The sequence below is a fragment of the Thalassobacterium maritimum genome (assembly GCF_031127805.1).
GTDB lineage: Bacteria > Verrucomicrobiota > Verrucomicrobiia > Opitutales > Coraliomargaritaceae > Thalassobacterium > Thalassobacterium maritimum.
This window is the reverse complement of sequence record NZ_JARXHW010000002.1, coordinates 1-26,210: the sequence shown is the minus strand read 5'-3', so window position 1 is coordinate 26,210 and position 26,210 is coordinate 1. Positions and strand designations below refer to the sequence as shown.

The following is a 26,210-nucleotide window of genomic DNA, read 5'->3' as shown; positions in this document are numbered from 1 at the left end:
ACACTCACCCCATAGGCAATTCCTATATTCAGTATTATTACAAAATGTTTTACCTATACCAAAAAAGCTTACAGATTCTTGTTAATCAATAATCACACCAACCCACGAATCTATGAATCACACACACAAGCAAATGACCACCACAGCGGGCAATCCGATCGCTGATAATCAAAACTCGATGACAGCTGGCGCCCGCGGCCCTGTTTTGATGCAGGACTATCAGCTGTTGGAAAAATTGGCGCACCAGAATCGCGAGCGCATCCCGGAGCGTGTCGTGCACGCCAAGGGCTCCGGCGCCTTTGGCAAATTGACCATCACGCACGATATCACCCAATACTCGAAAGCAGCCGTATTCTCAGAGATCGGCAAAGCAACGGATTGCTTGTTACGCTTCTCCACTGTGGCAGGCGAGCGTGGTGCGGCCGACGCCGAGCGCGACGTGCGTGGCTGGGCCTTGAAGTTCTACACCGACGAGGGCAACTGGGACATGGTCGGCAACAACACTCCGGTGTTCTTTGTCCGCGATCCGCTCAAATTCCCGGATTTCATCCACACTCAAAAGCGCCACCCAAAGACTAATATGCGTAGCGCCACTGCGATGTGGGACTTCTGGTCCTTGAGCCCCGAAAGCTTGCACCAAGTCACCATCTTAATGTCGGACCGCGGCTTACCCAAGAGCTACCGCCATACCAATGGCTATGGCTCACACACCTATAGTTTCATCAATGCCAAGAACGAGCGCTTTTGGGTGAAGTTCCACTTCAAGACACGCCAAGGCATTCAGACTATGACTAACGAGGAGGCCGCCAAACTGATCGGCGAGGATCGTGAGTCTTCACAGAAAGATCTCTACGAAGCGATCGAAGCAGGCGACTTCCCTCAGTGGGACTTCAAGATCCAAGTCATGCCCGAGGCCGATGCGGAGCACTACTCGATCAATCCCTTCGACTTGACCAAAGTATGGCCGCACGCGGACTACCCTTTGATTGATGTCGGCACCTTGGAGCTCAACCGTAACCCGGAAAATTACTTCCAGGAAATTGAGCAGGCCGCCTTCTCGCCTTCCAACATCGTGCCTGGCATCAGCTTCTCGCCCGACAAAATGTTGCAGGCTCGCATCTTCTCCTACGCCGATGCCCACCGCTATCGCGTCGGCACCTGGTATGAATCCCTTCCGGTCAATCGTCCCAAGTCGCCCGTCAACACCTACCACATGGACGGCTCGATGAATGCGGCGACGCCCTCCAGTAGCGACGCATATTACGAGCCCAACTCAATGGGCGGCGCCACCGAAGATGCACGTTTCGCCGAACCACCACTCAAGATCTCGGGCGACGCCGATCGCTACAATCATCGCGAGGGCAACGATGATTACAGCCAAGCCGGCGACTTGTTTCGCCTGATGAGCGAGGATCAACAGCAGCAACTCTTCAATAACATCGCCGCTGCCATGCAAGGCGTGCCGCAGCACATCGTAGAGCGTCAATTGGCGCACTTCGACCAAGCCGACCCCGCCTATGGCGATGGCGTGCGAGCCGCGTTACAAGCCTAAGACCCAGCCATTCAATCTGGGCTGCCACACTCAATATAAAAACATTTAAGCAACATTCCTATGATTACCGAAACTGAAGAAAACCGCTATGCCGAATTGCAACAGATTGCCCTCGATGCCGCCCGCAATGGAGATCTGGATACACTGACTCCCATGGTGCAAGCTGGCTTGCCTGTGGAATTGAAAGATGAAAAAGGAAATAGCTTACTGATGTTAGCGGCTTATCATGGCGAACTACAGACCGTGCGTATGTTGGTAGCCGCCGGCGCCGATCCCGATGCACGCAACGATCGCCAGCAAACACCGCTCGCCGGAGTCGCCTTCAAGGGGCACTTGGAAGTTGCCAAGTTGTTAGTCGATCTGGGCGCAGATGCCAATGCCGATCAGGGCGGAGGTCGCACACCCGTCATGTTCGCTGCAATGTTTGGCCACCATGCGATGGTCGACTTTTTGGAATCACGCATTCACAGCGCCAACAGCTCGCGCATCTGGGGCATGAAAGTTGAGACCCTAGTCCGATTCACCAAGGGGGTCCGGCGCCTCTTTCGCTTACAGGCAGCTTAATTAAGCAAAGCGACCGCCGGACTTCCGAATCCAGAGCCCTGAGACTACGTCATTCACGTAGTTTCAGGGCTCTTTTTTTTGTAAAGATTCACGCCACTGCCGATCAGAAAGCCTGCCGTGCAGAGCCCCAAACCATAAAGATTCACGCCCGTGGCCAAGGCATATTTGCCAGAGCCAACCGCCACCCATGCAGGAAAAATGCTAGGCGTAAAAGCAAGCAGTCCGCCAAGAAGCAAGCCCGGCCAAAAGGCTAAATGAAAATTCAAAGCACTGGTAGGTAGAAAACTGAGCAAGATAATCGGCGCCAAGCCCATCACCATGGTGCCGCTAATGGTCGTGGCTGCAATCACCGCAGGGCCAATTTGATCGCCCATGTAAATTGTAAGTAGTGGCAAATTGCCCAAAATCGCCAGCGCCACGATGACTCCACGCGCGCGTCGAACACTGTTCGGCGCGATCGCTTGGCGCGACTTCCAGTCCAAAATACTGAGCTTGCCCGCACTGGAAAAAGTGGAGTCTAAAGTGGAGCCCGCACTGGTCAGCATCATCACATTAAAAATCAGCAACATCGGCAAGCCCAGCGCAGCCGAAACACTCAAGACGGCGGGCCCACTGCCCTCCCCTTGCAAACGAGCGTAGAGCCCGACCAGACTGAACAACACGATAAAAGCGCCGCTCAGCAGTCCTGCGGCAATGAAGCCCTTCAACATCGTCCGCGGACTCGTAATAAAGGCGCGATCCGTCATGACCGGATCGTGAAAGGGATAGCTAAAGATCTGCAAGAAAGCTAACAAAGCAAAGGTCAAAGCCGAGCCTGTCATATCCGGTGTCGCCTGTGGCCATTCCCGAATCAGAGGCGGTGAAATCACAAAGAGCGTGATCGCCAGTAACAGCCCAGCGAACACCATTTGAAATGCATCGGTCAGCAGACTGGAGCGCAGGCCGCCGCGCCAAGTATAGATCACGGTAAAGACCGTAAAAACCAGCACCGCCAGCCAATATTGACTCCCTCCTTCCGGACCAAAAAAGCTGCCGACCACCTTGGTGTTGGACCAAATTTCGTTATAGAGCCGAATTCCCACCGCCAACAAAAACAGGCGCATGCCCACTAAGCCATATTTACCGCGTAAAAAAGCAGGCAAAGATGTATAGGCAGTGCGGGTACGAATCAGATAAAACGCAATACCTGCGACCACAAAGCTCAAGTAATAAACGCCATAACCCACACCGCCCCAGAAGCCAAAGGCCTGCGAAAGGTCGGCCGCGTTGACGATCGATTTAGCAAAGATCCAGGAAATCGCCGCACTCGCGATCAGCAAGCCCAGTGAGGGATCTTTGCCATCTGCATGCTTTCCTTTAAAGAAGCCAGATGCGCTGACTTGTTTAGGAGCCTTCCACCAAATGATCCCCATATAGGCCAAGGCCAAGAGCCACAGCGCAATCGTATGCTCCGTATTCATAGCACAGAAGCCCACTCGCCAAGCAGCTTAGCATCCAAAACAACCCGCCAACTCGGCGCAGCGACGAACAAAGGACCACGATTCACTTTCAACATAATTATAAACAGATCAAAAACAGTATTATCGCAGACTAGACCCGCCGCGCACCACTTTATTCCATCTCTGATTACACCTGTCGCATTCCCCCCATTCGATCAAGGATCGCGGGCACGAGCTTGCTGCCAAGCATAGCACGCCAAAAAAAAAGCGCTCCGAGTTATCGGAGCGCTTCAATCAAACTACTCGGGGAGGGACTTGTTCCGAGCGAAGCGACAAGACCGGCAGCTTGCTGACCGGACCACCCGCAGGGTCAAGTCCCGCGGAATTCTTAGCACACAAAAACAAAAAAAGCGCTCCAACGAATCGGAGCGCTTCAATCAAACTACTCGGGGAGGGACTTGAACCCTCACGCCTTACGGCACCAGAACCTAAATCTGGCGTGTCTGCCAATTTCACCACCCGAGCAGATGGAACTCAAACGAGGTTTGAGCTGAAAATTAAAAAGTCGCCGCTCAATTAAGCGAGGCGACTTAATATTCTCTCAATGGTGGCCGGACCCAGAATCGAACTGGGGACACAAGGATTTTCAGTCCTCTGCTCTACCGACTGAGCTATCCGGCCACTGTTGAGAAAGGCGGGATTAAGGGAACCTTTTTTAAACTCGTCAACTGAGTTTTTTACTTTTTTTCATTTATTTTCGAACAAGCGTTGGTCGTCTCCATTTTACAATCTGTATAGGGCGCGCAGTTCAACAGCTTCCGCGCTCCTTCATTATCTTTTTACACACAAGTCGGACTAGACACTTTGATTTATCTGATCGCCAAAACCCCGGGGGCACAGCCTAAATCAGCGGCCGCATAAAAAATTGAAAAATATCGAAATTTAGGGTTGAACTCTGCCAGCGGGGAGATTGTCTCCTCGGTCTGGTAAGGAGAAGTGGCTGAGTGGCCGAAAGCGCTTCTTTGCTAAAGAAGTGAACCTCAAAAGGGTTCCGCGGGTTCGAATCCCGCCTTCTCCGCCATTTTGCTCCGCAAAACAAATTATCCGGCTTAGCCGGAATAAGGGATGAGAACTTGTTCGACGTAAGAAGCGCAGCGACTGAAGAAGGGGCCTCCGAAGGAGGATCGCGAAGCGATGGCGCAGCCACCAATCCCGCCTTCTCCGCCATTTTTAAGACGCAGTCGCCTAAAAGGGCGATGAGAAGTCGAGGAGTCGAACCTGCCGCGGGTTCGACGCAGCGAAGCGAAGATGGCGAAGCAATCCCGCCTTCTCCGCCATTTATTAATCCCCAAATTTGCGCGTAAAAAAGCATTTGGGGATTTTTTGTGTCTACTTATACCAATTCGAAAAAAGTTTGGTCCGAATATATCTTTTGTAACCTCGGTTCTAGGAACCGGGTCGATGCCGATCGCCCCCCGACTGTGTCCTGCATAGCCGAAGGCGACGCATGGAAACAAAGTTTCGAGGCTACGCAAAGGCCAAGCTTATAGATCATATATTCTTAGAAGTGGTACAATAAAGACATGGCGTGTCCGCTCGCGGACGCCGGGCCTCAAAGACTTGCATGCGTTTCACCAAGGCCGCCGCGAGCGGCGACGCCACGAAAGAGCTCCCCACTCTCGACTTCAACTGCGCACACAGCGCCCCCCCCTGATTCTATCATATCAGGACCAGCCCAGACCGCTTTTATGCTTAACGATACCCTGATCAAGCGCGTACCGTATAAGTTGGGCCACGCTCTTAAGATTTAACTTATTCATAATATTTAGTCGATGGCGACGAACTGTGAAAGGACTGATATCCAGTTCTTGAGCAATGGACTCGTCTGTCTCGCACTTAGACAACAGACGGAGCACTACCATCTCGCGATCTGACAAGACCTTATAATAGGCATCTGGATCCACAGCAATTCGATCCATCACTTTTCGAACTGCTGCAGACATATAGATTCGCCCCTGCAGCACAGTCCGTATCGCCTCTAATAATACGAATTCCGACATGCCAGGTTTATCTATATAGCCAAAAATCCCACTTCGACTCACTTCTTTTACTGTGTAGTCGTCACACTCACTTGATAGTACAATAATCTTTTTCCCTCGGCCATGCTCTAAAATCTTACGAGCAAGGCTCAATCCATCTAGTTTCGGTATGATCAAATCAATCATTATGAACGTAAATTCGTCTCCTAAAAAGAGCTCCCAAGCCTCATCGCCATCTGCCGCCTGAACAATTTCATCAAAATCAAACTCGCGCCGGAGCAAACCAGACAACAAGTTCCGCGTAAGCCCTTCATCTTCAACAATCAAAGCATTCATAACCCAAACAAGCATTAACAATAGCAGGCCTCCAGCCTAAAAAGCAGCTCACCAAAAAAAATAGTCCTCGGAGTCACTTAAATACTCTCGGCTCGGTGCTTCGATGACTGTCCGCCAAACGCTTACATATCGATCCCAGGGCCCATTGACTGCGGCATCAAACAGTAAATTCATTTTAGGAGCTCCAACTTTTCTCATCGAGGCGAGCCGCTTCATAAAGCGATGCCTGCCCGCCTCCGATGCAAAAAAGACAATACGACGTTCAAAGACGTCCCCCGTGCATAGATGATCAGCCATCTTTTCAGGACTCAAGACTCGAAGCAGTTGTATCGTTCGATCCAACTCAACAAGCGCACGTTGAATCGCATTCAACTCGTTGCTGCCGGCACCGAAGGCGTAGGCGTATCGGCCTTCGACTTCAGTCCAAAGAAGTGCCACCTCATGTCGGCTAAAGGGGTTTTCTAGTTTAATCGCAGTCACGCCAGCGAGAGGGTCAGGTAAACTTCGATGCCCCAGCAATTCTTCCCACCAAGAAATCAGGCAATGCCGCTCAATAGATTCACGAAATGCGGCGGCACGTGCTTGACGCTTGAATAGCCCAGGATAAGCCGCAAACCCATTAGAACTGCTGTCTAGGTCCATTCCTCCGACATCGCCTGCCTCAGAACCACGACAATGATACACCGCCCACCGTTCAAGTGCCTCAGAAATCGCCATGTGACAGGCAACTTGCTGCGTTTCATGCGCTCCCGCTCCATCTGGTTGCTCTGACACTCGATTCTGAGAAAATTCTATGGGCACGAGTTCTTCGCGAAGATAAGCCACCGCCTGCACCCGAGGCTTCCCCCAAATCTGACCGACAGTGTGCTCAAGACGATCAATGGGACCGCCCTGCGCTCGCATGACCTGAGCGTATCGTATGGGGGCTAAACTCAACATAATGGCAAATATAATAAAGCGTCTGAGCCTACACGTGCAAACGTCTAGACTCAGACACTGATTTTACCTCAATAGATCTAGACGCTCACTCCTTCTACGGTAGGCATGCATGACGGCATGGCCGCATTCACAGACTTTTGCTCAACAGAACGATTGACCGCAGAGTCCATACGTGTTGCTAGCTTGCTTAGCCCCAAGTTTAAACAGAGAGTGCTTAATAATGATTTCATATTGTTTTAATCCTTTCAGTTATACCCTCATTGTGAGAGCACTGCACTTATGCCTCATTATCTGAGATAAACAAACCACACCACTAGTCCAGTTAGACTACAGTCAAAAAGTAACCCTAATTTTCAAATCGAAAAATGACAACTGTCTCGAATAGTGAGTTTTATAAGCGGATTATCATCCTTACGCTGATCGCGATTCATTGCCTTCAAGTATTAAAAGCTCAAACAACCAGTCTATTCATCGAAGAATTCACTAACGATGACCACGGAGGCGGCTCAATTTCCAGCGATATCCTACAAGTTCCTTCAGGCACAATCTTTCTAATCAACGAAGCAGGACTATTAAAATACGATGGAGAAAAATGGAGCGGGATGCCCGCAACTGGCTATGCCTCATTAATTACGTCCGCCACTATTGATGCGAAGGATAGAATTTGGATCGCTGGCATCGGCTCCATCGGCTACTACGACTCCGAGGATAACAACACATACCAATTCATCGATCTCACTGAATCACTACGTTCGCTGCCAGAAAATCGAAACCTAGGCACGTTTTGGAAAATTAAACACTTCCGAGACTGCATCTTTCTAATTACATCAAATTATGTTCTACAATGGGAGAATGAAAAGTGGAAGACTTGGGCATTTCTAGACGAGAGACGAATTCTACCAAGCTGGCACGACAATGAGCTCTACATTCATGACCGTGGAAAAGGGCTATACAGGTTTAGTGAAAATGATTTTGAACTAATAGTGTCAGACACGCCCGAAATTGCCTCCGGCATAATAAATATCATCGATCATACCGAAAGGGGACTTCTATGCGTTACGGTATCCAATGGCCTATTCTGGCTTAAGGATCAACATCTGACTCGAAGCCAGTATGATATACATCAAACCACAATCACACACGCGATAAGGCTCAAAAATGGAGATCTTGCAATCGGAACTGCTGCCCAAGGACTTAAGATCCTAGATCAAACGGGGGCAGTCACAAATCAAGTCGCTGTCAACCCAAAGCCCATCTATAAAACTTTCGAGAGTCGCGATGGCAGCATCTGGGTGGTGGGAGTCGACAAAGTATATCAAGTTAAAAACAGATTCCTCACATTCGTAAATGAGGGAACTCAAGACATCCTCAGTGCTCGCAATCAAATCTATTACACAACTGGACACGAATTAAAATCAATACCGCGTAAGATCCAAAACCAATGGCCTGCACTGAGAGTGCTCGATGAGGCCGCATCACTGTGGGACATCGAACGCGTGAATGAAGATATCGTTTATGGCACAACATCCGCACTAAGAAGCCTCAATAGCCAAAGTTCCAAGTCTTCAACACCAAGCGCCAGGGCAATCACATCAATATTCCCGAGTAAACTAACCCCTGACTCAATCTACACAGCAGACGTTCCTAAAGTCAGTGTCTGGAAGAAAATAAATGAGAGCTGGAAAATGCTGGATACTCTCCAAAACTTCAATTCCGGAGCGGCTTCTCTCATCGAGCTATCCGACTCTAGATTGATGATTTCAGATTCTAAGGGATCAGTGTATATAGCCAATTCACCGAACCTATACTCCAGCAATAGCGAATGGAAAGTGTTGTATTCACTAGGAGCTGAGCACGGACTACCAGATGGATTCATCTGGGCCCATTGCCTGAGCATTCAAGACACAGTGATCGTCATATCCGACCAAGGGCTCTACTGCTACGACAATGACACGCAAATGTTTCATTACGTCCCAGCACTGGGTAACAACCTAGGTTCCGACGCGTATGGGCTAGAATCTTGCCCCCTTGCAGATGGCTCAGGCTGGGCATTGCGATTGGAAACATACAACAGCCAAGGGAAAAAGAAAAACCGAGTCGGGAGACTTATTCTAGACGCGAAAGGCAAGCTCCGATGGGAATCATGGAACTTACCCTCGCTCAATCAGGCTGGGAAGGTCGAAGCACTCCTACACCAAGAGACAGACGGCACTGAAGTGCTTTGGGTGGGAGGCAGCCAGAGTCTATTACGCTATGACCTCTCCGCCCTGCCACGGATTGAACTGTTGCCGACTGTCATCACCACAATCCGTGAACGCTCGAAATCAAAAACATACTTTGGAGGCGCAGGCTCGGTTAACGAGTCCTACGAATGGGAGTATCCACAACAGTCGCTGCGAATCGAATACGCGAGCCCGCCATCCACAATTGCGGTTGATGGCTACCAAACAAGGCTGATTGGGTTTAACGAAAAGTGGTCTGAGATCAGCCAAGAAACTTTCAGCGATTTCACGAACTTATATGAGGGCGACTACAGATTTGAGGTCAGGGCGATCGATGAATTCGGGCGAAATGGCACAATAAGCAGTTTCGGTTTCTTGATACATCCGCCATGGTATCGAACAACTTACGCCTACGCAGCCGGATGCGTTACGCTCGCGTTCTCTGTATGGTATTTGATTAGACTCCGAAATCAGCATCTGACCCAGCGAAATGAGGAACTAGAAGAACTAATCAACGAGCGTACATGTAAAATTGAGAGCCAAAAGCTGGAGCTAGAGCAATCCTACCGGACAAAGCAGAACTTTCTAGCCAGCATGAGCCATGAGATTCGGAATCCGCTCAATGGCATTTTAGGCATCGTACGCCTCATGCACGAGAATGAATCACAGCTCGGAAATAAATCCAAGGAAGTAACTCATTTATATACCAGCACTAGCCACCTCCACCAGTTGCTGGGACAAACACTGGATTATTCGAGCCTAGAATCCGGCAAGCTTCGCGCACGAATTGAAACCATTGAAGTCTACAAACTAGTCGACGATGTAGTCGATATGCATCGCAGTATGGCCGACTCAAAGGGCTTAAGCCTGCTCAGCGAGACCCCCGATCGCCCTTGCTATTGCAAAGGCGACCCCGTGCTGCTCAGACAGATACTGGCCAATCTGGTATCGAACGCTCTTAAATATACGGACAAGGGATCGGTCAGCCTGAAACTGAGCCATCAAAAAGATGAGGACACAGTCTTAGCGACATTCGAAGTCACAGACACTGGCCCAGGTATTCCAGAGGATAAGCGTTCATACATATTCGAAGAGTTCACTCGCCTATCGCTTCCTGGTGAGAGTAGCATCCCTGGCACAGGATTAGGACTAGCCATCGCCTCGGAGATGGCGAAACTAATGGGCGGCACTCTTAGTCTCGACCCAAGTTACACAACGGGAGCACGCTTCCTACTCAAGATTTCGCTGGAGCTAGATCTCTATGCAGCAGTCACCTCAACGCGCATAAATACAAATCCCAACCTACTCGATGGACAGAGCGCTCTTGTCGCAGACGATCTGGACTTTAATCGTTATCTCCACTCGGAGATTCTCAAGAGGATGGGCGCGAAAGCCCATACAGTCAGCAATGGCCAAGAGGCCTTGCTACATCTTAGTGAGTGTCAATGCGAACTTGCGCTACTCGATGTCAACATGCCTGGACTGACTGGTTTGGACCTCGTCCGACAGTATTTGGCGGACCAACCCAAAAATCCGCCAAAATTGATTGCGCTTAGCGCATACAATACCCCCGAAATGGAGCAAAAATGCCTTGATGCAGGATTCGACCATTTCATGGAAAAACCACTTGAACCCTCGAAACTGATCTGCCTGCTAGGTCATCATCGTATTTTTGAATCAAATGTACCATCCAGCATGCTGGACTACATTGCCAACGGAGACTCAACCGTAATGGCGGAACTCGAAACCAATTACAATCAAAGCGTAAAAGAGGGGCTTCAAGAACTTCAGCAAGCATGGAACTGTAAAGACATCCCTAGGCTACGAGACATCATCCATAAGCTCATCGGGCTGACATCCATCCGAAAAGACGTGGAATTAACAGACAAACTCTACCGGCTGTCCAATGCAGTCAAACAAACAGCTCCGGAAGCAGATATCAAAGCGGCCATTCACGAAGTGCTTGACCAGATTCACTGAAAAACGATCAAGCTAACTGGCTAAAATTAACTGTTTGCTTAATGCCCGCTTCACCTCTTTCTATCTAGCTCTGAAACGAATTTAGACCTAGATCCATGGCTTTTCGCACTCCCCTGTCGCTCTTATACATTGCCATTCCCAATAGCCTTGCTGTCGCCGTAGATACGGACGAACGAATACTGAAACTCCCGACGCTCACTGTCACGGGCAGCCATTTGGATATCCACAATCAGGCCATTCCACACAGGACAGTTGATTCGAGCGAGCTAGAGCTTTGGGGCGATCCCACACCAGCGCAGGCGATCCGCGACCTGCCCTATTCATTTGGATTCGCAAATAACGAGAACGAAAGCAACAGCGGCTCGGGTTCCGCCGATGCCAACATCCACGGCTTAGGCAACCTGTCCACTTTGACGCTAATAAACGGGCGCCGTGCTGGCGATCGGAGAGCATACGCACTTCGTTCTCGCCGGAAGCTGGTATCAACGCAACGCGATCTATGCCCGTGACCGCGGCATATCAGATAACGCCGACCGGCGTGCCCAAGGCGGGCAAAATCAAGGTAGTCCGACGTTCCCAGGGCGGATAAACTACGCAGGCACGGAATATATCCTCAAAGACGGAGTCAGCGCCCCCGCCAGCATCAATGATTATCGCGTATTCGACAGCTCTGAAGATCTCTACAATTTCAGCGCCAGCGCCCCATCAATCCCAGAGATAGAGCGTAAAAACGTCATGGCGCAGATCAGCCACCAAATCAACCCCGCCATAGAAGTCTGGAGCGAACTACTCTTCACACGCTCCCAATTCAACAACGGCCTCGCACCAGCACCTTGGTCCAGTTCCGCCTACAACCCCGGCATTCTGAACGCGGCGAAAAACAGCCCTTATCGCCCTGCCGACATAGACCCTAATAATCTGTCGCAGCTCAACTACCGCAGTTTCGAGCTCGGTAACCTGGAATACAAACAAGCAAAAGACGCCTTTCGCGGACTACTCGGATTGCGTGGCGATATCGAAGAATGGAATTGGGAAACTGCCCTACTCTACATCCGAACCGAGCAAGATGACCATTATTCAGGGATCGCCGACAGCGACACCGTCATTAGCGCGATCAACGATGGCTCCTTTAACCCCTTTGCCAATGCCTTCGCGACAGGCACTGGCTACGACAACGCAGCCGCGCTCCAAGCCGCCGAGCGCCACCCCGTCAACGAGTTTGATGAGACGTTCTGGACCTACGATATTAAGCTGGCCGGCAGCCCATTTGAACTGGATGCCGGCCTGATTGATGTCGCGACCGGCTTGGAATTTCGATCCGAAGAGATCCAAGTCGCCATTGACGATCTCTTTGAAAGCGGCAACAACCTCGGCGGCATACAGGCCGCTTCATTCGGGGCCGAGCGTGAAGTCGCCGCACTCTACCTAGAATCGAATATTCCGCTCGTTCAGCAAGGCTCGCACTCGCTCGATCTACAATTGTCCGGGCGCTACGAAGCTTACCACGACCAATCGACCTCTGCCGGCGCACCAGCCAACCAGTATGAAGCTTTTGTTTATAAAAGTAGCCTGTTCTATGAACCTAATAGCGCCCTCAGTTTCTATCTCTCATATGGCACCTCCTTCCGAGCGCCGACTTTGACCGAAAGCTATGGAGGCGATCAATTGGCCTCATATATTTACGACGACCCGACCGGACAGACGCCCGCAGCGACACGTGTCTACACCTTCATCAGCGGGAACCCAGATCTAGAACCCGAAACATCGGAAAGCGTCCACCTCGGATTCGCCTACCAGCCACATCCAGGTCGAGGTTGGAAACTGAACCTGAACTATTATCATCTCCGCACCGAAGATTCCATCGTCAACAGTGGGCAAGACGTCGTGAATCAAAACGCCGGAGGCGCCCTCCGCGACGGCAACGGTAAGCTCATCCTGGTTTACGCAAACTGGTTCAATGCCGCAGAGGTCAAGACTGACGGCATCGACTTGACAGTCAGCTATACCCACCCCACGACAACAGGTTTACTCAAGGCTGAGTTGGGCGTGAACCACGTGTTCAATTACGACATCAAGACCACATCCAACTCCCCTTACGTCTCTTATCTAGGACGCCTGGTCGACCCACGAGCATCCAACGAGAACATCGCCGGCCCCGGATCAATACCTGAATACAAGGGCTACGCACGCTTCACTTGGGCACACCAGCAATTGACTGTGGCCCCGGATCAATACCTGAATACAAGGGCTACGCACGCTTCACTTGGGCACACCAGCAACTGACCGTGGCCGCGACAATCAACTATATCCACTCACTCGACGACAATTCTTCATTCACCTCCAACAATACAAGCCGGAAGATCGACGCTTGGACTTCGCTCGACCTCGCCGCTCAATACGCCTGGAGTTCAGATTCCTCGTGGATGCTCAAAGATAGCGCATTGACTATCGGAATCGAGAACGTCACCGACGAAGCCCCTCCCTTCGCCGCCGGTGCCTTTGCCGATGGATACGATGCATCACTCTACTCGGTAGAAGGCAGGCGTTTTATGATATCCCTAAATCGACTTTTTTAAATTTTCTAGTTATCTGGAGTCTAATATTCTGGGATAAATCCCAGTCGCTAACCTATTCAAATAACCCAACCATGCGAAAGTGACTGAATCCTCAGATTATCTACCCTCGCTTGCTCGGAATTAATGCGATCTTGATACCAGCCTTTCATTTTCCGCGCGTCTTCGATGGTATCGATTAAAAAGTATCCTCTAGCGGCACCGTGATCATTGGAACCGATAAACACATCGTTCTCTCTATTACGTTTTAAAATACCTTGTTGAAAACGCTGCTGACTCATTAGAATACCTTTCGTTTTTAGATGAGCTTCGATTAATCTCCAAGGTTGTGCATTGGAACTGCCCACAGCATTTGAGATAAGGAATTCGAGAACAACTTGCTCTTCGCATCCTTGCGCAAGGCTTGCAGCCCGATTGATGGCGTTGGTTACAAATGACATAAACTTATAATCTGATTCAAAGATAAATTAAAACGTGAGTAATTACGTCCCAGTCAGAGCGTTAGCGATAGCTAGGTTGTCTCTAACGAAATATAAAACATCAGCACAATTGAATTATACTTCGGCCTCAGACGCTTCAATCGCGACGTCCTTCCCTGAGAGATCACTTCTATCCTCCAGAATAGCATCCACGGATTCCTGAATGCCCTCCTCGACAAAAAAGCTCGCGGGATACAACTTTTGGGCTTCCAGGTAAGCGAACAGTGCTTGACCGAAGTCTTCCTTCTTGCGCGCTTGCTCGGCCTTGGCGATGACGGAGGCGAACTGAGCCGCTTTCACGGCATAGTCACCACGCAGGCGATTGAGTTCCTGATCTTCGGGGTATTCGCGATAGACGCGCTCCAGGACCTCCCAGGCTCCAAAGGTATTTTGTATCCGTGAGAGCTCCTGAGCCTGAGCCATTGCTGATTCAATCACTTCCATCCGCTTCATAATATCAAGAAACTCCACGTTACGCCCCTCATCCATGGCAAGCGCAGCCGCGAAGCGAAAGCGGTCGTTGAATATCGCCCTGTAATCGTCCTGTTTGATGAAGCGGTCAAAATCCAGCGCGGCCATGTCTTTGATATCGGTCTTTTCCAACAGTTTGTTTGAGAACTCCTGAATTCCAGGATTAGTCGGCCAGTATTTTACGGCTTCTTCCAATCCTGCTTCGATGCCGCTGCGGTCTTGCTCGTAAGCAGCACTAAGTGCGCGCTGTATGGCGAGATTACTCAGTTGCTTCGAAGTCTGAATAAATGCGTCCGCCTTGCCCCCGTCAAAGTCTTGGACGTAGCCTTCAATCTCTTCCAATTTCTTTTCGGCACGGTCAAAGCTCTTCACTTCCAAGGAACTGGCCAAGCTCGTCAAGTCACGGATGTAACCAGCAATCTTGCGCTTCTTATCCAGTGGGTAACGTTTAATGACAGGCAGATATTCGCCGAGATAAAATGCCTCCATCAGGCGCTTTGTCGCATTGTGAATTTCACCTTGCTCCAGCAGGAAATTGATGGTGTCCAGACTGCTTTCTACGTCGGAAACAGCTTCTTTCGAAAGGGCATCCAGTGTTGAGGTGGTGATCTTCACGTCCAAGTCTCCGAAGACTTGCCCTTTCAACGCATCCGCACCTTCGAGTGCATTGTCTTCGGCATTAAACATGTAGCGATAGAAATCATTGGCGATTAATGCGTGCTGAAATCGACGCTGAACGAAGAATTGCACGATCAAGCTCTGATACTCCAGTTTCTGAGTGATTCTAGAAGTCGCTTCATAACTTTCATTCTCTTCGATTTTTTCTTCGATCTGTTCCAACCGCTTCCTCTCTGGCTCACTCAAATGATCCATAGAGGGAGGCGGAGCGGCATCTTGGTTTCCAGTACCTCGCGTAAGCCGAATAAACTCGTGACGATCTTGATCCGCAATCGAACGGATCTTCGATTCACGGTACTGACGATCCGTCTCTAAACGCTCGGTTTGTAAACCAAGAGCGGCGACTTTATTATTGGTCTGCCAAAAACTGACAATCCGGTCTGCAAGAATTTCACTCAGCCCCGCATCCATCGGAAACTCAGACGCGCGGTAAAGCATACGCCAAGCTTCACTCACGCGTTGCTTATCCGTGCCGCCCCCTTTACCGATCAATCGATGGGAGATTTCCGTCAGCAAAGTATCGTAGGTGAGGTCCTCTTCTGATGTCGAAGGCGGAGAGTTCAGATATTTTTCAAATCGAGCCTGAGCCATTTCCGCATCCCCTAGATTGAATTGCTTGCCTCGCCAATCCATTGCGCCACTCCCGAGATTGAATGAATCCAGAGTGCTTTGCACACCGGCGGAGTCATCTCTCGACGATGGGGATGACTGCCGAGGTTCGGATGCGGATGCTGGCGATGGAGTGGCTTCGACTGGAGTTTCGGAGTCTTGCGCACTCAGCGTGACGACAGAAGTCGCCAGCAGTAGCCAAGCGTAGCGGTGTGTTAAATGCCCTAGGGGTGCTTTAGCCACCGTTCCGAAGCTCCTTACGCCTAAAGATATACGGTGGCTAAAGCACACCGCTACGTTCTGAAATAGTTTACAGTTTTTCATATTCTTCAACGTTAAGGATTCCATCACCGTCAACCCGGAGCGAGAAACGATAGACCTGCCCAGGGTTCGGGCTAAAGTTGTCATGCTCCGCAGCAACATAGAGCGGCACGGGTGACTCATCATCGACAGCTTGCGTCAAGATAATGCGCCCTACCCCCTCTTCAAATCCGAGCTGGCGATCAATGCGCCCTTCGAATTCGTAGCGGTTACCCGAAAAGTTTTTCGGAGTTTGCGCGAAGTCGGCCACAGGCAGCGGAGCATGTGTGCCGCCCCCGACACTACGCAAGGCAACGATGCCGATCAAAGCCATCACTGCAATCGCAGCGACTACGCCCATCCAGAGCAAGGGACTCTTGCCAGATTTTGAGTTAGTTTTCATATTCGTATTTGATTCTCCAATTGTCGGTTAATGAGTTTTCAATTTTCAGTAGAGGCTTCATTTAATTTAATCTCTGAGCCTGTCACAGTGGTAACGTCCGCAGCTCCCGTAGCGTGTCCGCTCGCCGGACGCCTCTCTTCAGATGATGCGTTAGGACACACTCCTCCCTGCCTCCTCGCGCGCAGCACAAATACCAACGCAACAGAAATAAGCAGATCACGCACAATTAGCCAGATATAATTGGTCGCTTCTTCCGATGTTCCAAAACATCCACACGAAATATTCAATCCACGTGCCCAAGCGACAGAAATCGCGATGATAAAAACAAGCATCAGCAGTAATAGCAGGTAGCCCGAAGGCTTCCGGAACTTTGGCAGCAGCAGACCCAGCCCACAAAGAATTTCCAGCGGAGGTAGATAAAACGTCACCAGCCAAGCCAATGCATACGGCATCATCCGATAGCTCTCGATATCGAAGAGAAAGATGTCTGGCTGTAAAAATTTAATCGTTCCTGCGTAGATGAACAGTCCCGCTAGAATCACCCGAACGATGTATTGAGCCCATGCTGCCATCATAGCGCACCTCCTAGGCTCGACTTGATCTCTTGAGTCGCTTCAAGCCAGCTTTCCCAACCACCTTTAAGAACAAAGACTCGTTCCATTTGAAAATCTTCCCTTAGGCGAGTAGCCATTTCCTCGCTCGCGCCACACTGACGACTGTCGCAATAGACAATAATGGAGCGATCAGGCGACCAAACATCCAGAAAATGAAGTATTTGCGCGTCGAACTGCCCCAAGTAAAGATTGATAGCCTCCGGCATGTGCGCCCCCTGGTATGCCTCGGGTGCCCGCGCATCAACTAGAATATAATCATCCTCCCAGTTCAACAAATGCTCCAACGCCACTTCGCCCTCTCCCAACTGCATCGGGTTCCACGAAGGCGCACTCGGGTTCAGCCATGCATTGACCACCGCGAACGGAATCGGCAACAGAAACAGCAGACACAGCTTAGAAATATATGAGCATTTACGCATACAAAGCACCTCCGACTGCCAATTTCTCAGACCGCTTCCCCCTACGCCTAAAGGCTTCGGAGGACACGGTAATCACGCTAAAACTACGCTTAAACCAAAACGATACAGGCTTACACCGTAGCAGGGTTGCTTTAGCGCCCTGTTCATGCGTGTAGCCGGTTGCCCAAGCTAAATTGGGCGCTAAAGCAACCCGACTACGATCATATCCATAATTTTCTTCCATCGGTCGCATTGGCTTATTCACGTTCATTCATGTCCATTACTTGCCCACCGAAACCTTGGCGTAGGTGGGACGGTTCCATATACTTCGGCCAGTTCGGTATAAAATCAGCCACGCCCCTTAGCTCGATTAAATCCCATTTCAGGTTCTCATCAGCTAGCGACTGCCAGAGCCGCACACGCCTCCAATCCCCGAGGCTTCCGACAACAATAGTCAGGGGCCGCTCGCGAAGCACTTCTAGTGTGGCGTCGTCAACATTGGCTGGAGGATTCAGCCACACGATACTGCCAGTACGCTCTGATAACTCCATCTGCGGCAGGCTCCCAGAGAATACCAATGTTTCAAATTGGCTCAGGTCCACCTGCGCTGAGTCGTCACGCAGCACCGTCATTCCACCCGTGTCCTCTAAATACTCACGTATCGTATGACCAAATTTGTCGCCCACGATTTGGCGATCGGGTTGAACAATAGCGACCGTTTCAGGCATTTCACCCAGCTTGATCGATTCATGATCAACGGCAATCTGATTCCCCCAGGCAAATGCATGCGCCACAGCTTGTAAGCCAAAGAAGCCAAGGAGCAGAACAAGACAAGCAATCTGCGCCTGCCTGACCGACGGCCAGTCATTCGAACGTATACGCTGAAACAAGCACAGCAGTAAGAGCGAACAAGGAATCACCCACAGCCAAACCAAGGTCAACACCGAGCTAAAGACGCCACAGAGCCCCAGCACAACCCAAGCCGCAAAAGCAATCAACCTCAGCGATAAGGCGCCAGTCCGCCCAGAGGACCTCTCGATCGAGACATCGCTCCACTCAATCTCTTGTAGCGACGCCATGCCAATGGCGTCTTCTCGATCACGCATCGGTCCCAACGGCCAACAAAGCAAAAGAACCAACACCCATCCAGCGATGTAGACGAACTGAAACAACATCCCATAATCCGCCATCCAAGTAAGGTGCGAATTAACTAAAGACAGATACGATCGGCTGTCACCGACCTCCTGATACCATTGCCCATAAGCATTTCCAGCCTGCCCATGCCCCCAGCCCGAGGGCGCGTCGGCGATCATTTGCAAACCAGCCGAATAGAGTGCGAAGCGCACATTCGTCGAACCATCCTCACCTGAAGTCATCGCAGTCATTCGATCATTGACCCCAAGCTGCTGCGAATAAAAGACCAGCAAACAAAGTGCAACCACGAGCGACAGTGCACGTAGCATAAAAGCATTACTTTTTAAGCGTTTTTTAAGCGTCTTTAAGCGGTCAACTTTAGTTTTAGTTAAGAATCCCCCAACAACCAAAATCAGCAGCCCAAAAACAGCACTCATAATTGCTCCCCGCGATTCAGTCTGCAATAAGATACCCGCCGCCACAAACGCGACTGGCAGACTCAGCCAATAGCCCCAGCGAAAGCGTAACGCAGGCCACCAAGCAGCAATGAAGACAATCGCCAACAAAGCACCCGTCTTATTCGGACTCGAAGGCCCCGCCCCGAACCAATCGAGGCGGTATTCTGGGAAAAGAAATTCCATCAGTGAGCTAGGCATAGAGAACACGGAGTTTCTAACCGCTTAATCACGCTTAAATTGCGCTTAAACAAACACAACGTAAGGAAACTCAAAATTAAGCGTGATTTAAGTGTCCTTAAGCGGTGCCCCTCATTCCACAGAATCCTTATTGCAGACCGCTTAAATATAACCAAAGAGTCCAAAATTAAATAAGAGATAGAATCAGAACCAAATGACAAACTTTCCCTCATTTTAGCACCTATTAAAGTTAAGCGCAATTTAAGCGTGATTAAGCGGTAAATCTCTTCACTCATATGTAATCGCCCATCCATGCTAACCAAGATCCTTTCCAAATTTCGCTTGAATCCATTCACGAATCAGCGCTTTCCCATCGCCATTGAGACCATGACCGGCGTTTGGAACTTCAATATACTCTATGCGGCCACGCGCTTGGTCGAAACGCTCCATAAAAAAATCCTGCCACTCCCGAGAGGTCGATTTCTCGCCATAGATGACGAGAATGTGGTGACTGCTTCGTGTGCCGGAAAATTTCATCTCTGGGCAATGCCCACCCTCATGCAAAATATACCCAGTGAAGTAATCACAAAAACCGCGCCACTTTTGATCCAGTGCAGAGCCCACTAAATGACCACCACTACTAGAGCCGCCAGCAATCCGAATCTCTTCACTGATGTTAGGAACCAGTTCAATGACTCTATCCAACATAGGCTTTTGGAAATCCCAGAATGCATTGATCTCGTCCTCACCAGCATTCACTGCTAAACGAGGCAATCGACCGTCGGGGTAAGGCAAGGTCAGTACTAAAAATCCATCAAAATCTACCAGACCTTGAGCACTCTGAACTAAATGCGAGCCAGCACCACCTGAAAACCAAACAAGCAATGGTGTCGGTCTAAGCGGATCGTAGTGCTTAGGCACACTCAACTGACATTGCGCAGATTTGCCCTTTGCCATCGAACCGAGTTCTGGAAAATCAAGGGTGATCACTTCTCCTGGGATGAGCGCGTCAGCTTGCCCAGCCTCATCCGCAGCAACACTCGAATAAGCCTTTTTAAGATAACGCTGATCCGCGTCGCTTAAATCTTCTAGTGCGAGAGTAAAAGAACGTCTGTCACTGACTCGCTGCACATCCACCTCAGTCTCGTTAAATTTAACGATAATGGCTTCCAACTTTCGCCCCGAACGATCGGTGAATTCGTAAACATCCGCCGCAGCTGCAGGCTGCAAACCAGAGACAAAGAGTAAGACCAAGGCTGACGCATTTTTAAACCGATTAAACCAAACAGACGTAATCATAGGCACAGATATCGGCCACGCTGGAGCAGTTAAGCGAAAATTAAGCGTTTTTAAAGCCTGCCGCGTGAGACGAAGTCTTTTTACGCGGCGGTCTAAATTCAGGGCACCGAACCAAAGCACTGACCGATCGAACGGATTTTCTAACCGCTTAATCACGCTTAAATTGCGCTTAAACCAGCACGACGTGAGGGAACTCAAAGTTAAGCGTGATTTAAGCGTTTTTAAGCGGTGCCCCCAAATTACTGAATTAAAATGAGATCGCATGGCAAAGAGAATACAATCACCATACATGCTATGACTAAAAATACGGAATATCTTGGTAATGAAGGTTACGCACTGATGGGCGCAGCATTTGAAGTTTATAAAGAAATGGGTGCGGGAATGAGTGAAGAGATTTACCAAGAAAGCTTGGAGATGGAACTTCGCGACAGGGGCATTCCTTTTTCTGCGCAACAAACCTTGAAGGTTTACTACAAAGGTAGAGAGCTTAAAAAACGATACGTCCCCGACCTCATCACGCATGACTCTATTATTGTCGAATTGAAAGCCGTTAAAACGATCCTTCCGGAACATGAACAACAACTGCTCAATTACATGCATGTCACTAGGAGAGCAGTCGGGTATTTGATTAACTTCAGCACTCCGAAATCTGTCGAATGGAAACGCTACATATTGAAGGAATACATTCCTAGCACCGATCAAACGTAAATTTTCCAACCGCTTAATCACGCTTAAGGAACGCTTAAACCAACCCAACGCATAAAAATAAAGCCGAGCCAAAGTTAAGCGTAGTTTAAGCGTAGTTAAGCGGTCAAAAGTCATAGATTCTATTTCCACGTAATCTGTACCAATCAAACGCACAGAATCACACCGCTTAATCACGCTTAAAGAACGCTTAAACCAGCACACTGCAGAAGAATAAGACCGAGACAAAGTTAAGCGTAAATTCATCGTCACGGTGTAGTGCAATAAAAACGGAAGCGTAGTTAAACCCTGCCGCGTGAGACGAAGTCTTTTTACGCGGCGATCACAATCCTTCATGCTATGTGCGTGAATCTCCATACTAGCGAATCGTATTCAGCAATGGAGCACTAGGCTGACTCTTTTCAGGCTGATTAAAATCCAACACTGTGCCCCAGGCTTCCGCGATTGCTTTATTCGGTAGCGCGACCATCACTTCGGGTGCCATGTATTTGGGTGCCTCTGCCGTAGTGAATGCTTCACTGTTTAAATAATCCCCAATGTAGGTGGGATACTTCATCAGGTAAAACTGATCCACAGGTGGCGGACGCCATTCAGGGTCACTGGCATCGGGCAAGAAATTCATGCAATACTCAAAAAAAGCCAAACTGGTGCGCTCCGTCGCCGGGCTCCCCGCATGCCCAAGGTTCTCCTCGGCTCGAAAAATCATATGGTAACCTCGCGAGAGTGCCTCACGATAGAAACGAATACCCGCGGGGTAGCCATACTCACGCGTGCCAGTGGTCACCAACCAAAGAATTTGCTCCCCATCTCTACGTATGGAGTCGTAGCTACTATTGACATGAATATGCACTGCAAAGAAATAGTCAGGTTCTTGGAGCGCGAGGCGGTGTGACATCTGACCGCCTCCACTGATCCCATAAATCATCAGGTTCTTTTCCGGCAGAGAAAAACGACGGCACAAACGCCGATAACCATTCTTCCACTCGCGCGCTCGCTCCCGATAGGATTTTTCGTAATCTTTTAGGCGATCCTCATCCATCACATCACCACTCACACCCGTCTTGTAACCCTTAAAATTCGTCCAAGTAATCAAAGCTAGGTTGTGTTTATCGGCAAACTTTACATAGTTTTGAAAACGCTTTCCCGACATGATATTAGTCCGTACATCCTCTAGTTCGGTACTCCAAGTGACTAAGGCGAGCACCCCTCTGACCGATACTTCCTTTCGGGAAGAAGCTCGCCCCGGATCTTCAAAGCCACGCCCTTGTGGGAATCGAACATAGTAAGTGATATCACTGAAACGAGCTAACTTGGTTGGCTCAACGAGTTCGTAAATCTCTTCAGCCGCAAAAGCTCTCGAGTGAATCAGAAAAAAGAACAACAGCCCTGCAATGAAGGTAAATTTAGAAATGTAGTTCACGTAGAATCTTTATATTTTGCGTTTGACGGGTTTGATTAAAAGTGCGGGGAATTAGTTCAGTTATGCACCTGTCAGAGTCCCGCCTTTAGGCGGCTACCGTGCATGAGCCCATGATAATGACCGCCTAAAGGCGGGACTCCAACCAACGCAAAGGCTCCTCCTGCTTTTAATCACGCCCGCGTTTGACACCATTGATCTGACTGCCCCCATTCCTGCCTAATCTTCGGACACTAACGAAAAAGCATCACCGCCTCAGACGAATAGAGATGAACCAATCATTATTCCTCGTCACGCCACCAAACATGCTGAGCATACAATAGCACTATTAAAATAAATGAGACGATGGAAAATTTACTGACTCCAAAATTTCTAAAATCTCAGCCTCACGAGCAGATATTCGATTGAACTTTCTAATAATCGATGTGGCACCTTTTCTGAATGTGACTTGAAGGTAAATATCATCAGAGATATCATCTATCTGAGTTAAAGGATTAACCGACTCACCGTTAATTGCAACGACTTCGAAATCATTTAAAAAGTTAAAATCATCGAAACTATAAAGGTAAGTGCTCCATACTTCAGATGGGTGTAACTTCATTTGGCCGTCAGAGTTTTTGGTTAACTCGAGACCAAAACTATCGCTAGAACGCCTGCGTAGCTCTATACTGTCAAGCGGATCCCACATGTCGAAAACAGGAAAATCTTGGAGCGTATCATATTGATTCGTTATCTCAATTAGCTTCCCACGATCTTCCGACGCGATCGACAATGACGAAATGAGCCCCAGCTTAGTCAGTTTCAGATCTACATCATAACCCATAAGGCTCATACTAGAAGACTTACAAAAAGGAATTTGCTTAAACTCATTTAACATCGTTTGAGCAGCATCTCTGTATCTTGCGGCAGTCAGGTGATCTGCCTGTTCCTGATAAACTGAGGATCTTAATAGAAAAACATTTCTCAAATCACTTAAATAGTCAGACTTATCATAAGCAACAGCTTTAACGAAAAGATCGGCATTATCAGTAGAGCTGGAAAAAACTCTGGTATACTCTTTGACGTGACCACTTCCGTTATCCATGCGAAAAACTCCATCAGGACAGTAATAGCGATACGTAACCTTATCCGACGAGCCTAAGGACATTTCCCTAGGATTATAATCAGATAGAGAACCAGAAGAATGGGAGATAAATAGGTTCTTAGTCTGCACGAAGCCTTTCAAATCAAAAACATCTACCTTTTCATTGTCAATTTCTACAACGCGAGAACGAACTGTTTCAACCGAATTTTGCTTCAAGAGCTCCCAAGTAAACTGATACATTGGACTACCTGGAGACATTATTTTTTTAGCGCTATCATACGACTGGCAGTAAGCTAAGGTAGGGATCAAGAATAGGATAAACAGTCTCATAAGAATTATTTTTATATTAGTCAGACCAAAAAAACACCCTAAATCGCTATTAAGATACAGAGTGAGCAGTTGACTGCATGTGAATACCAATGCGGCAAGGCGAATTAAACAATATCATGCGCTTCTCAGCGGAGAAGGCAGCACGAATCCTAAGAAGAAGACCCACAATTTTCAAATGTCCGCACTAGCGAAGATTCGGTCTTGGTTTCGCACGCAGTCCCTTCACAAGATATTCCGTCAGAATCGCATGTGCAGTTCGGATCGCTAGCGGGAGGAGTCCAAGTCACATCGACCTCAGGGAACTTCGCGGAACTTTCTTCCATGGTTGACAGCCTGTAGACGCAGATTCCACTATTACAGGAGTCACAGGACTCCGACTCCAGAATGAAACTCTTTTCATGTGATGGTACGGTAACTTGCCAGCCACAGCAGTCACCTGTCGGCGTTGTATTTCTGGTGCAATCGGCAGCCACTGCTGATATAACAGGTACCACAATCAAGCCGAGTTGAACTATTGTTTTTATAACGCTATTTTTCATATTCATATATATTTTTACCATTTTTATTTACTCTAATGACAAGCCCGTCATCAAAAATTTCGAAAATATTCCCTTCAGAATCTGTTGAAATTAAATCGTGCGAAATCCCATTTTGGTCATAGGCAGTTAAACTAGTGAGACTGCCATTCAAGTATTCCGTCACTTCGCTTCCATCACGAGTGTCCTCCCAACTCCAAATACGCATCGAGTCGCCATGCACGGCACGAATGGGTCTCCCCTTCGGATCGTATGAATTCTGACGATCAAGCACCCATTTGCCATCTTTGAGCACTTCGCGCTTACGCAACTTTCCATTAGCGGGGCCTTTTGAGCTAATCACAGTGCGGCGAATCACTTCACCCGTCGCCAAATCAGTGTACACCCGCACCCCGGAATTCCAGACATAAGACCAGCGTTGCTCTTCACCACCAAGGGGAAGCCGTGTCATTTCGACCGCGTCCGGGGTGACATCCCAATTGCCCTCATTAATATTCGGGTCCCATGAGTTGTTTTTAACGGAGTAAGTGGAACCGGCATCTGCGGTCACAAAACCACTCCCAGCTTCCCACTCGATCCAATTATCCGAATCTGCACCTCCGTTCTCGGCATCCGCAATCTCCATTCGATTTACTGCGAGATCGAGTGCCTTCGTTAGCTTCTTGCCCGCTTCATCCACAATGGACACTTCTCGCTTGCGTGCGTCTGCTTTACTGTATGAAAAATACTCCGTATTGTTTTCACCAAATCGTAAGCTACGCAGGAAATTGACACGGTAATTCCGGTAATTTGTTGAGCCATCGGGCGCGGTTAACTCCCCATCGCCCATCTCTACCTCGATGCGCTGCTCGCCGAGAAGAATACGCTCAGGGTCGGTCGCGCCCCGGTATTCAATCTCGAAAATCCGACGATTGGTTTCAGCGTTTGTGATGTAGAGCGGATACCCTCTCCCCGAGTAGGTCACACGGCATCGTGCTGCGGATTCGCCCAGCTTAAACTCTTTAAGCTCCCCCTCATCGTAGAGAAACGAATAGCCTGACTCGCCGAGCGCTTCGATCAAGACTTCCCCCCTGCGACCGATGGTCGCCTTCCAGTCTTGCCCGCGTTCGACAAACACCTTTTCCCCACGCCGCGTATCACCGCTTTGATCCAGCGAGAAGAATTGACGTCGCTCGTGAGGACCATCCCAATAAAGTTTGTACTGTTTATATTGGACGACGGTCGATGCCAGTAAAGGGATACGCCAGTAAGGCCCGAAAGCTCCGGGAGCGTCGGCAGGATTGGTATTAAAAACCAAGTTGATAGGAAAACTCGCTCCACCCATGGGAAGCTCACCCAATACACGCACGATTCGTCCATGCCCAAAAGAATTAGCGGATCCCAAGGCATTGTTACGCGCATCTAAATCCAACAACCGCGCTTGCGCAGCAATCGAGAGCAGCAAAAAGATAAAAGTAAGAATCAGGAACCTCGC

At 49.2% G+C, this 26,210-nt stretch carries 19 protein-coding genes and 3 tRNA genes; 7 read left to right on the top strand and 15 right to left on the bottom strand.

The window, feature by feature from the left end:
* Positions 1-112: 112 nt before the first annotated feature.
* A complete protein-coding gene (locus tag QEH52_RS01100; protein ID WP_308948080.1) occupies positions 113-1,552 on the top strand; it encodes a catalase in 1,440 nt (479 codons plus the stop codon).
* A 60-nt stretch (positions 1,553-1,612) separates the two neighbouring features.
* Positions 1,613-2,116 carry an ankyrin repeat domain-containing protein gene (locus QEH52_RS01095; RefSeq protein ID WP_308948079.1) on the top strand — a complete coding sequence of 168 codons (504 nt, stop codon included), beginning with the start codon at positions 1,613-1,615 and terminating at the stop codon, positions 2,114-2,116.
* 53 nt (positions 2,117-2,169) lie between these two features.
* Here QEH52_RS01095 and QEH52_RS01090 read toward each other — a convergent pair whose 3' ends face one another.
* The 3 genes from QEH52_RS01090 to QEH52_RS01080 all read right to left on the bottom strand — a co-directional run bounded on the left by QEH52_RS01090 (position 2,170) and on the right by QEH52_RS01080 (position 4,236).
* Complete coding sequence (locus QEH52_RS01090; RefSeq protein ID WP_308948077.1) at positions 2,170-3,576, bottom strand: hypothetical protein; 1,407 nt, start codon at positions 3,574-3,576, stop codon at positions 2,170-2,172.
* Between the two features lie 422 nt (positions 3,577-3,998).
* A tRNA-Leu gene (locus tag QEH52_RS01085) sits at positions 3,999-4,080 on the bottom strand.
* An 80-nt stretch (positions 4,081-4,160) separates the two neighbouring features.
* A tRNA-Phe gene (locus tag QEH52_RS01080) sits at positions 4,161-4,236 on the bottom strand.
* Between the two features lie 309 nt (positions 4,237-4,545).
* Here QEH52_RS01080 and QEH52_RS01075 point away from each other — a divergent pair.
* Positions 4,546-4,636, top strand: a tRNA-Ser gene (locus tag QEH52_RS01075).
* Between the two features lie 643 nt (positions 4,637-5,279).
* On the opposite strand, the gene QEH52_RS01070 is transcribed toward QEH52_RS01075, so the two are convergent.
* The gene (locus QEH52_RS01070) at positions 5,280-5,930 is read right to left on the bottom strand and encodes a response regulator (RefSeq protein ID WP_308948076.1); all 651 of its coding nucleotides are present in this window, start codon (positions 5,928-5,930) and stop codon (positions 5,280-5,282) included.
* Positions 5,931-5,978: 48 nt separating this feature from the next.
* Positions 5,979-6,869 carry a hypothetical protein gene (locus QEH52_RS01065; protein ID WP_308948075.1) on the bottom strand — a complete coding sequence of 297 codons (891 nt, stop codon included), beginning with the start codon at positions 6,867-6,869 and terminating at the stop codon, positions 5,979-5,981.
* Between the two features lie 365 nt (positions 6,870-7,234).
* On the opposite strand from QEH52_RS01065, the gene QEH52_RS01060 reads away from it, so the two are divergent.
* The 3 genes from QEH52_RS01060 to QEH52_RS01050 all read left to right on the top strand — a co-directional run bounded on the left by QEH52_RS01060 (position 7,235) and on the right by QEH52_RS01050 (position 13,647).
* A complete protein-coding gene (locus tag QEH52_RS01060; protein WP_308948074.1) occupies positions 7,235-11,071 on the top strand; it encodes an ATP-binding protein in 3,837 nt (1,278 codons plus the stop codon).
* Between the two features lie 432 nt (positions 11,072-11,503).
* Positions 11,504-13,354 carry a TonB-dependent receptor domain-containing protein gene (locus tag QEH52_RS01055; RefSeq protein WP_308948073.1) on the top strand — a complete coding sequence of 617 codons (1,851 nt, stop codon included), beginning with the start codon at positions 11,504-11,506 and terminating at the stop codon, positions 13,352-13,354.
* Positions 13,355-13,356: 2 nt separating this feature from the next.
* Positions 13,357-13,647, top strand: a complete 291-nt coding sequence (locus QEH52_RS01050; protein WP_308948072.1) for a TonB-dependent receptor — start codon at positions 13,357-13,359, stop codon at positions 13,645-13,647.
* A gap of 56 nt (positions 13,648-13,703) precedes the next feature.
* Here QEH52_RS01050 and QEH52_RS01045 read toward each other — a convergent pair whose 3' ends face one another.
* The 7 genes from QEH52_RS01045 to QEH52_RS20475 form a co-directional block, all read right to left on the bottom strand.
* Positions 13,704-14,084: a hypothetical protein gene (locus QEH52_RS01045; protein ID WP_308948071.1), complete on the bottom strand. Its 381-nt coding sequence runs from the start codon at positions 14,082-14,084 to the stop codon at positions 13,704-13,706.
* A gap of 114 nt (positions 14,085-14,198) precedes the next feature.
* Positions 14,199-16,124, bottom strand: a complete 1,926-nt coding sequence (locus tag QEH52_RS01040; RefSeq protein ID WP_308948070.1) for a hypothetical protein — start codon at positions 16,122-16,124, stop codon at positions 14,199-14,201.
* A gap of 67 nt (positions 16,125-16,191) precedes the next feature.
* Positions 16,192-16,584: a hypothetical protein gene (locus tag QEH52_RS01035; RefSeq protein ID WP_308948069.1), complete on the bottom strand. Its 393-nt coding sequence runs from the start codon at positions 16,582-16,584 to the stop codon at positions 16,192-16,194.
* Positions 16,585-16,622: 38 nt separating this feature from the next.
* On the bottom strand, positions 16,623-17,159 hold the full coding sequence (locus tag QEH52_RS01030; RefSeq protein WP_308948068.1) for a MauE/DoxX family redox-associated membrane protein: 537 nt from the start codon (positions 17,157-17,159) through the stop codon (positions 16,623-16,625).
* A complete protein-coding gene (locus QEH52_RS01025; protein ID WP_308948067.1) occupies positions 17,156-17,617 on the bottom strand; it encodes a rhodanese-like domain-containing protein in 462 nt (153 codons plus the stop codon). The genes QEH52_RS01030 and QEH52_RS01025 overlap by 4 nt, the downstream gene beginning before the upstream one ends.
* A gap of 236 nt (positions 17,618-17,853) precedes the next feature.
* A complete protein-coding gene (locus QEH52_RS01020) occupies positions 17,854-19,386 on the bottom strand; it encodes an O-antigen ligase family protein (RefSeq protein ID WP_308948065.1) in 1,533 nt (510 codons plus the stop codon).
* A 294-nt stretch (positions 19,387-19,680) separates the two neighbouring features.
* Positions 19,681-20,664, bottom strand: a complete 984-nt coding sequence (locus tag QEH52_RS20475; protein WP_345785433.1) for a hypothetical protein — start codon at positions 20,662-20,664, stop codon at positions 19,681-19,683.
* A 252-nt stretch (positions 20,665-20,916) separates the two neighbouring features.
* Here QEH52_RS20475 and QEH52_RS20470 point away from each other — a divergent pair, with 252 nt between their 5' ends.
* The gene (locus QEH52_RS20470; protein ID WP_345785432.1) at positions 20,917-21,372 is read left to right on the top strand and encodes a GxxExxY protein; all 456 of its coding nucleotides are present in this window, start codon (positions 20,917-20,919) and stop codon (positions 21,370-21,372) included.
* A gap of 355 nt (positions 21,373-21,727) precedes the next feature.
* Here the strand turns inward: QEH52_RS20470 and QEH52_RS01010 are convergent, their stop codons facing one another.
* The 3 genes from QEH52_RS01010 to QEH52_RS01000 form a co-directional block, all read right to left on the bottom strand.
* A complete protein-coding gene (locus tag QEH52_RS01010; RefSeq protein ID WP_308948063.1) occupies positions 21,728-22,789 on the bottom strand; it encodes a hypothetical protein in 1,062 nt (353 codons plus the stop codon).
* A gap of 325 nt (positions 22,790-23,114) precedes the next feature.
* Positions 23,115-24,128, bottom strand: a complete 1,014-nt coding sequence (locus tag QEH52_RS01005; RefSeq protein WP_308948062.1) for a hypothetical protein — start codon at positions 24,126-24,128, stop codon at positions 23,115-23,117.
* A gap of 600 nt (positions 24,129-24,728) precedes the next feature.
* Positions 24,729-26,210 (bottom strand): hypothetical protein (locus QEH52_RS01000; RefSeq protein ID WP_308948061.1); only part of this gene is annotated, 1,482 nt, incomplete at its 5' end.

Bases quoted from the DNA above. Each gene is read 5' to 3' on its own strand.
- QEH52_RS01100 (WP_308948080.1), top strand. From the start codon at position 113: ATGAATCACACACACAAGCAAATGACCACCACAGCGGGCAATCCGATC.
- QEH52_RS01095 (WP_308948079.1), top strand. From the start codon at position 1,613: ATGATTACCGAAACTGAAGAAAACCGCTATGCCGAATTGCAACAGATT.
- QEH52_RS01090 (WP_308948077.1), bottom strand. From the start codon at position 3,576: ATGAATACGGAGCATACGATTGCGCTGTGGCTCTTGGCCTTGGCCTAT.
- QEH52_RS01070 (WP_308948076.1), bottom strand. From the start codon at position 5,930: ATGAATGCTTTGATTGTTGAAGATGAAGGGCTTACGCGGAACTTGTTG.
- QEH52_RS01065 (WP_308948075.1), bottom strand. From the start codon at position 6,869: ATGTTGAGTTTAGCCCCCATACGATACGCTCAGGTCATGCGAGCGCAG.
- QEH52_RS01060 (WP_308948074.1), top strand. From the start codon at position 7,235: ATGACAACTGTCTCGAATAGTGAGTTTTATAAGCGGATTATCATCCTT.
- QEH52_RS01045 (WP_308948071.1), bottom strand. From the start codon at position 14,084: ATGTCATTTGTAACCAACGCCATCAATCGGGCTGCAAGCCTTGCGCAA.
- QEH52_RS01035 (WP_308948069.1), bottom strand. From the start codon at position 16,584: ATGAAAACTAACTCAAAATCTGGCAAGAGTCCCTTGCTCTGGATGGGC.
- QEH52_RS01030 (WP_308948068.1), bottom strand. From the start codon at position 17,159: ATGATGGCAGCATGGGCTCAATACATCGTTCGGGTGATTCTAGCGGGA.
- QEH52_RS01025 (WP_308948067.1), bottom strand. From the start codon at position 17,617: ATGCGTAAATGCTCATATATTTCTAAGCTGTGTCTGCTGTTTCTGTTG.
- QEH52_RS01020 (WP_308948065.1), bottom strand. From the start codon at position 19,386: ATGCCTAGCTCACTGATGGAATTTCTTTTCCCAGAATACCGCCTCGAT.
- QEH52_RS20475 (WP_345785433.1), bottom strand. From the start codon at position 20,664: ATGATTACGTCTGTTTGGTTTAATCGGTTTAAAAATGCGTCAGCCTTG.
- QEH52_RS20470 (WP_345785432.1), top strand. From the start codon at position 20,917: ATGAGATCGCATGGCAAAGAGAATACAATCACCATACATGCTATGACT.
- QEH52_RS01005 (WP_308948062.1), bottom strand. From the start codon at position 24,128: ATGTCTCCAGGTAGTCCAATGTATCAGTTTACTTGGGAGCTCTTGAAG.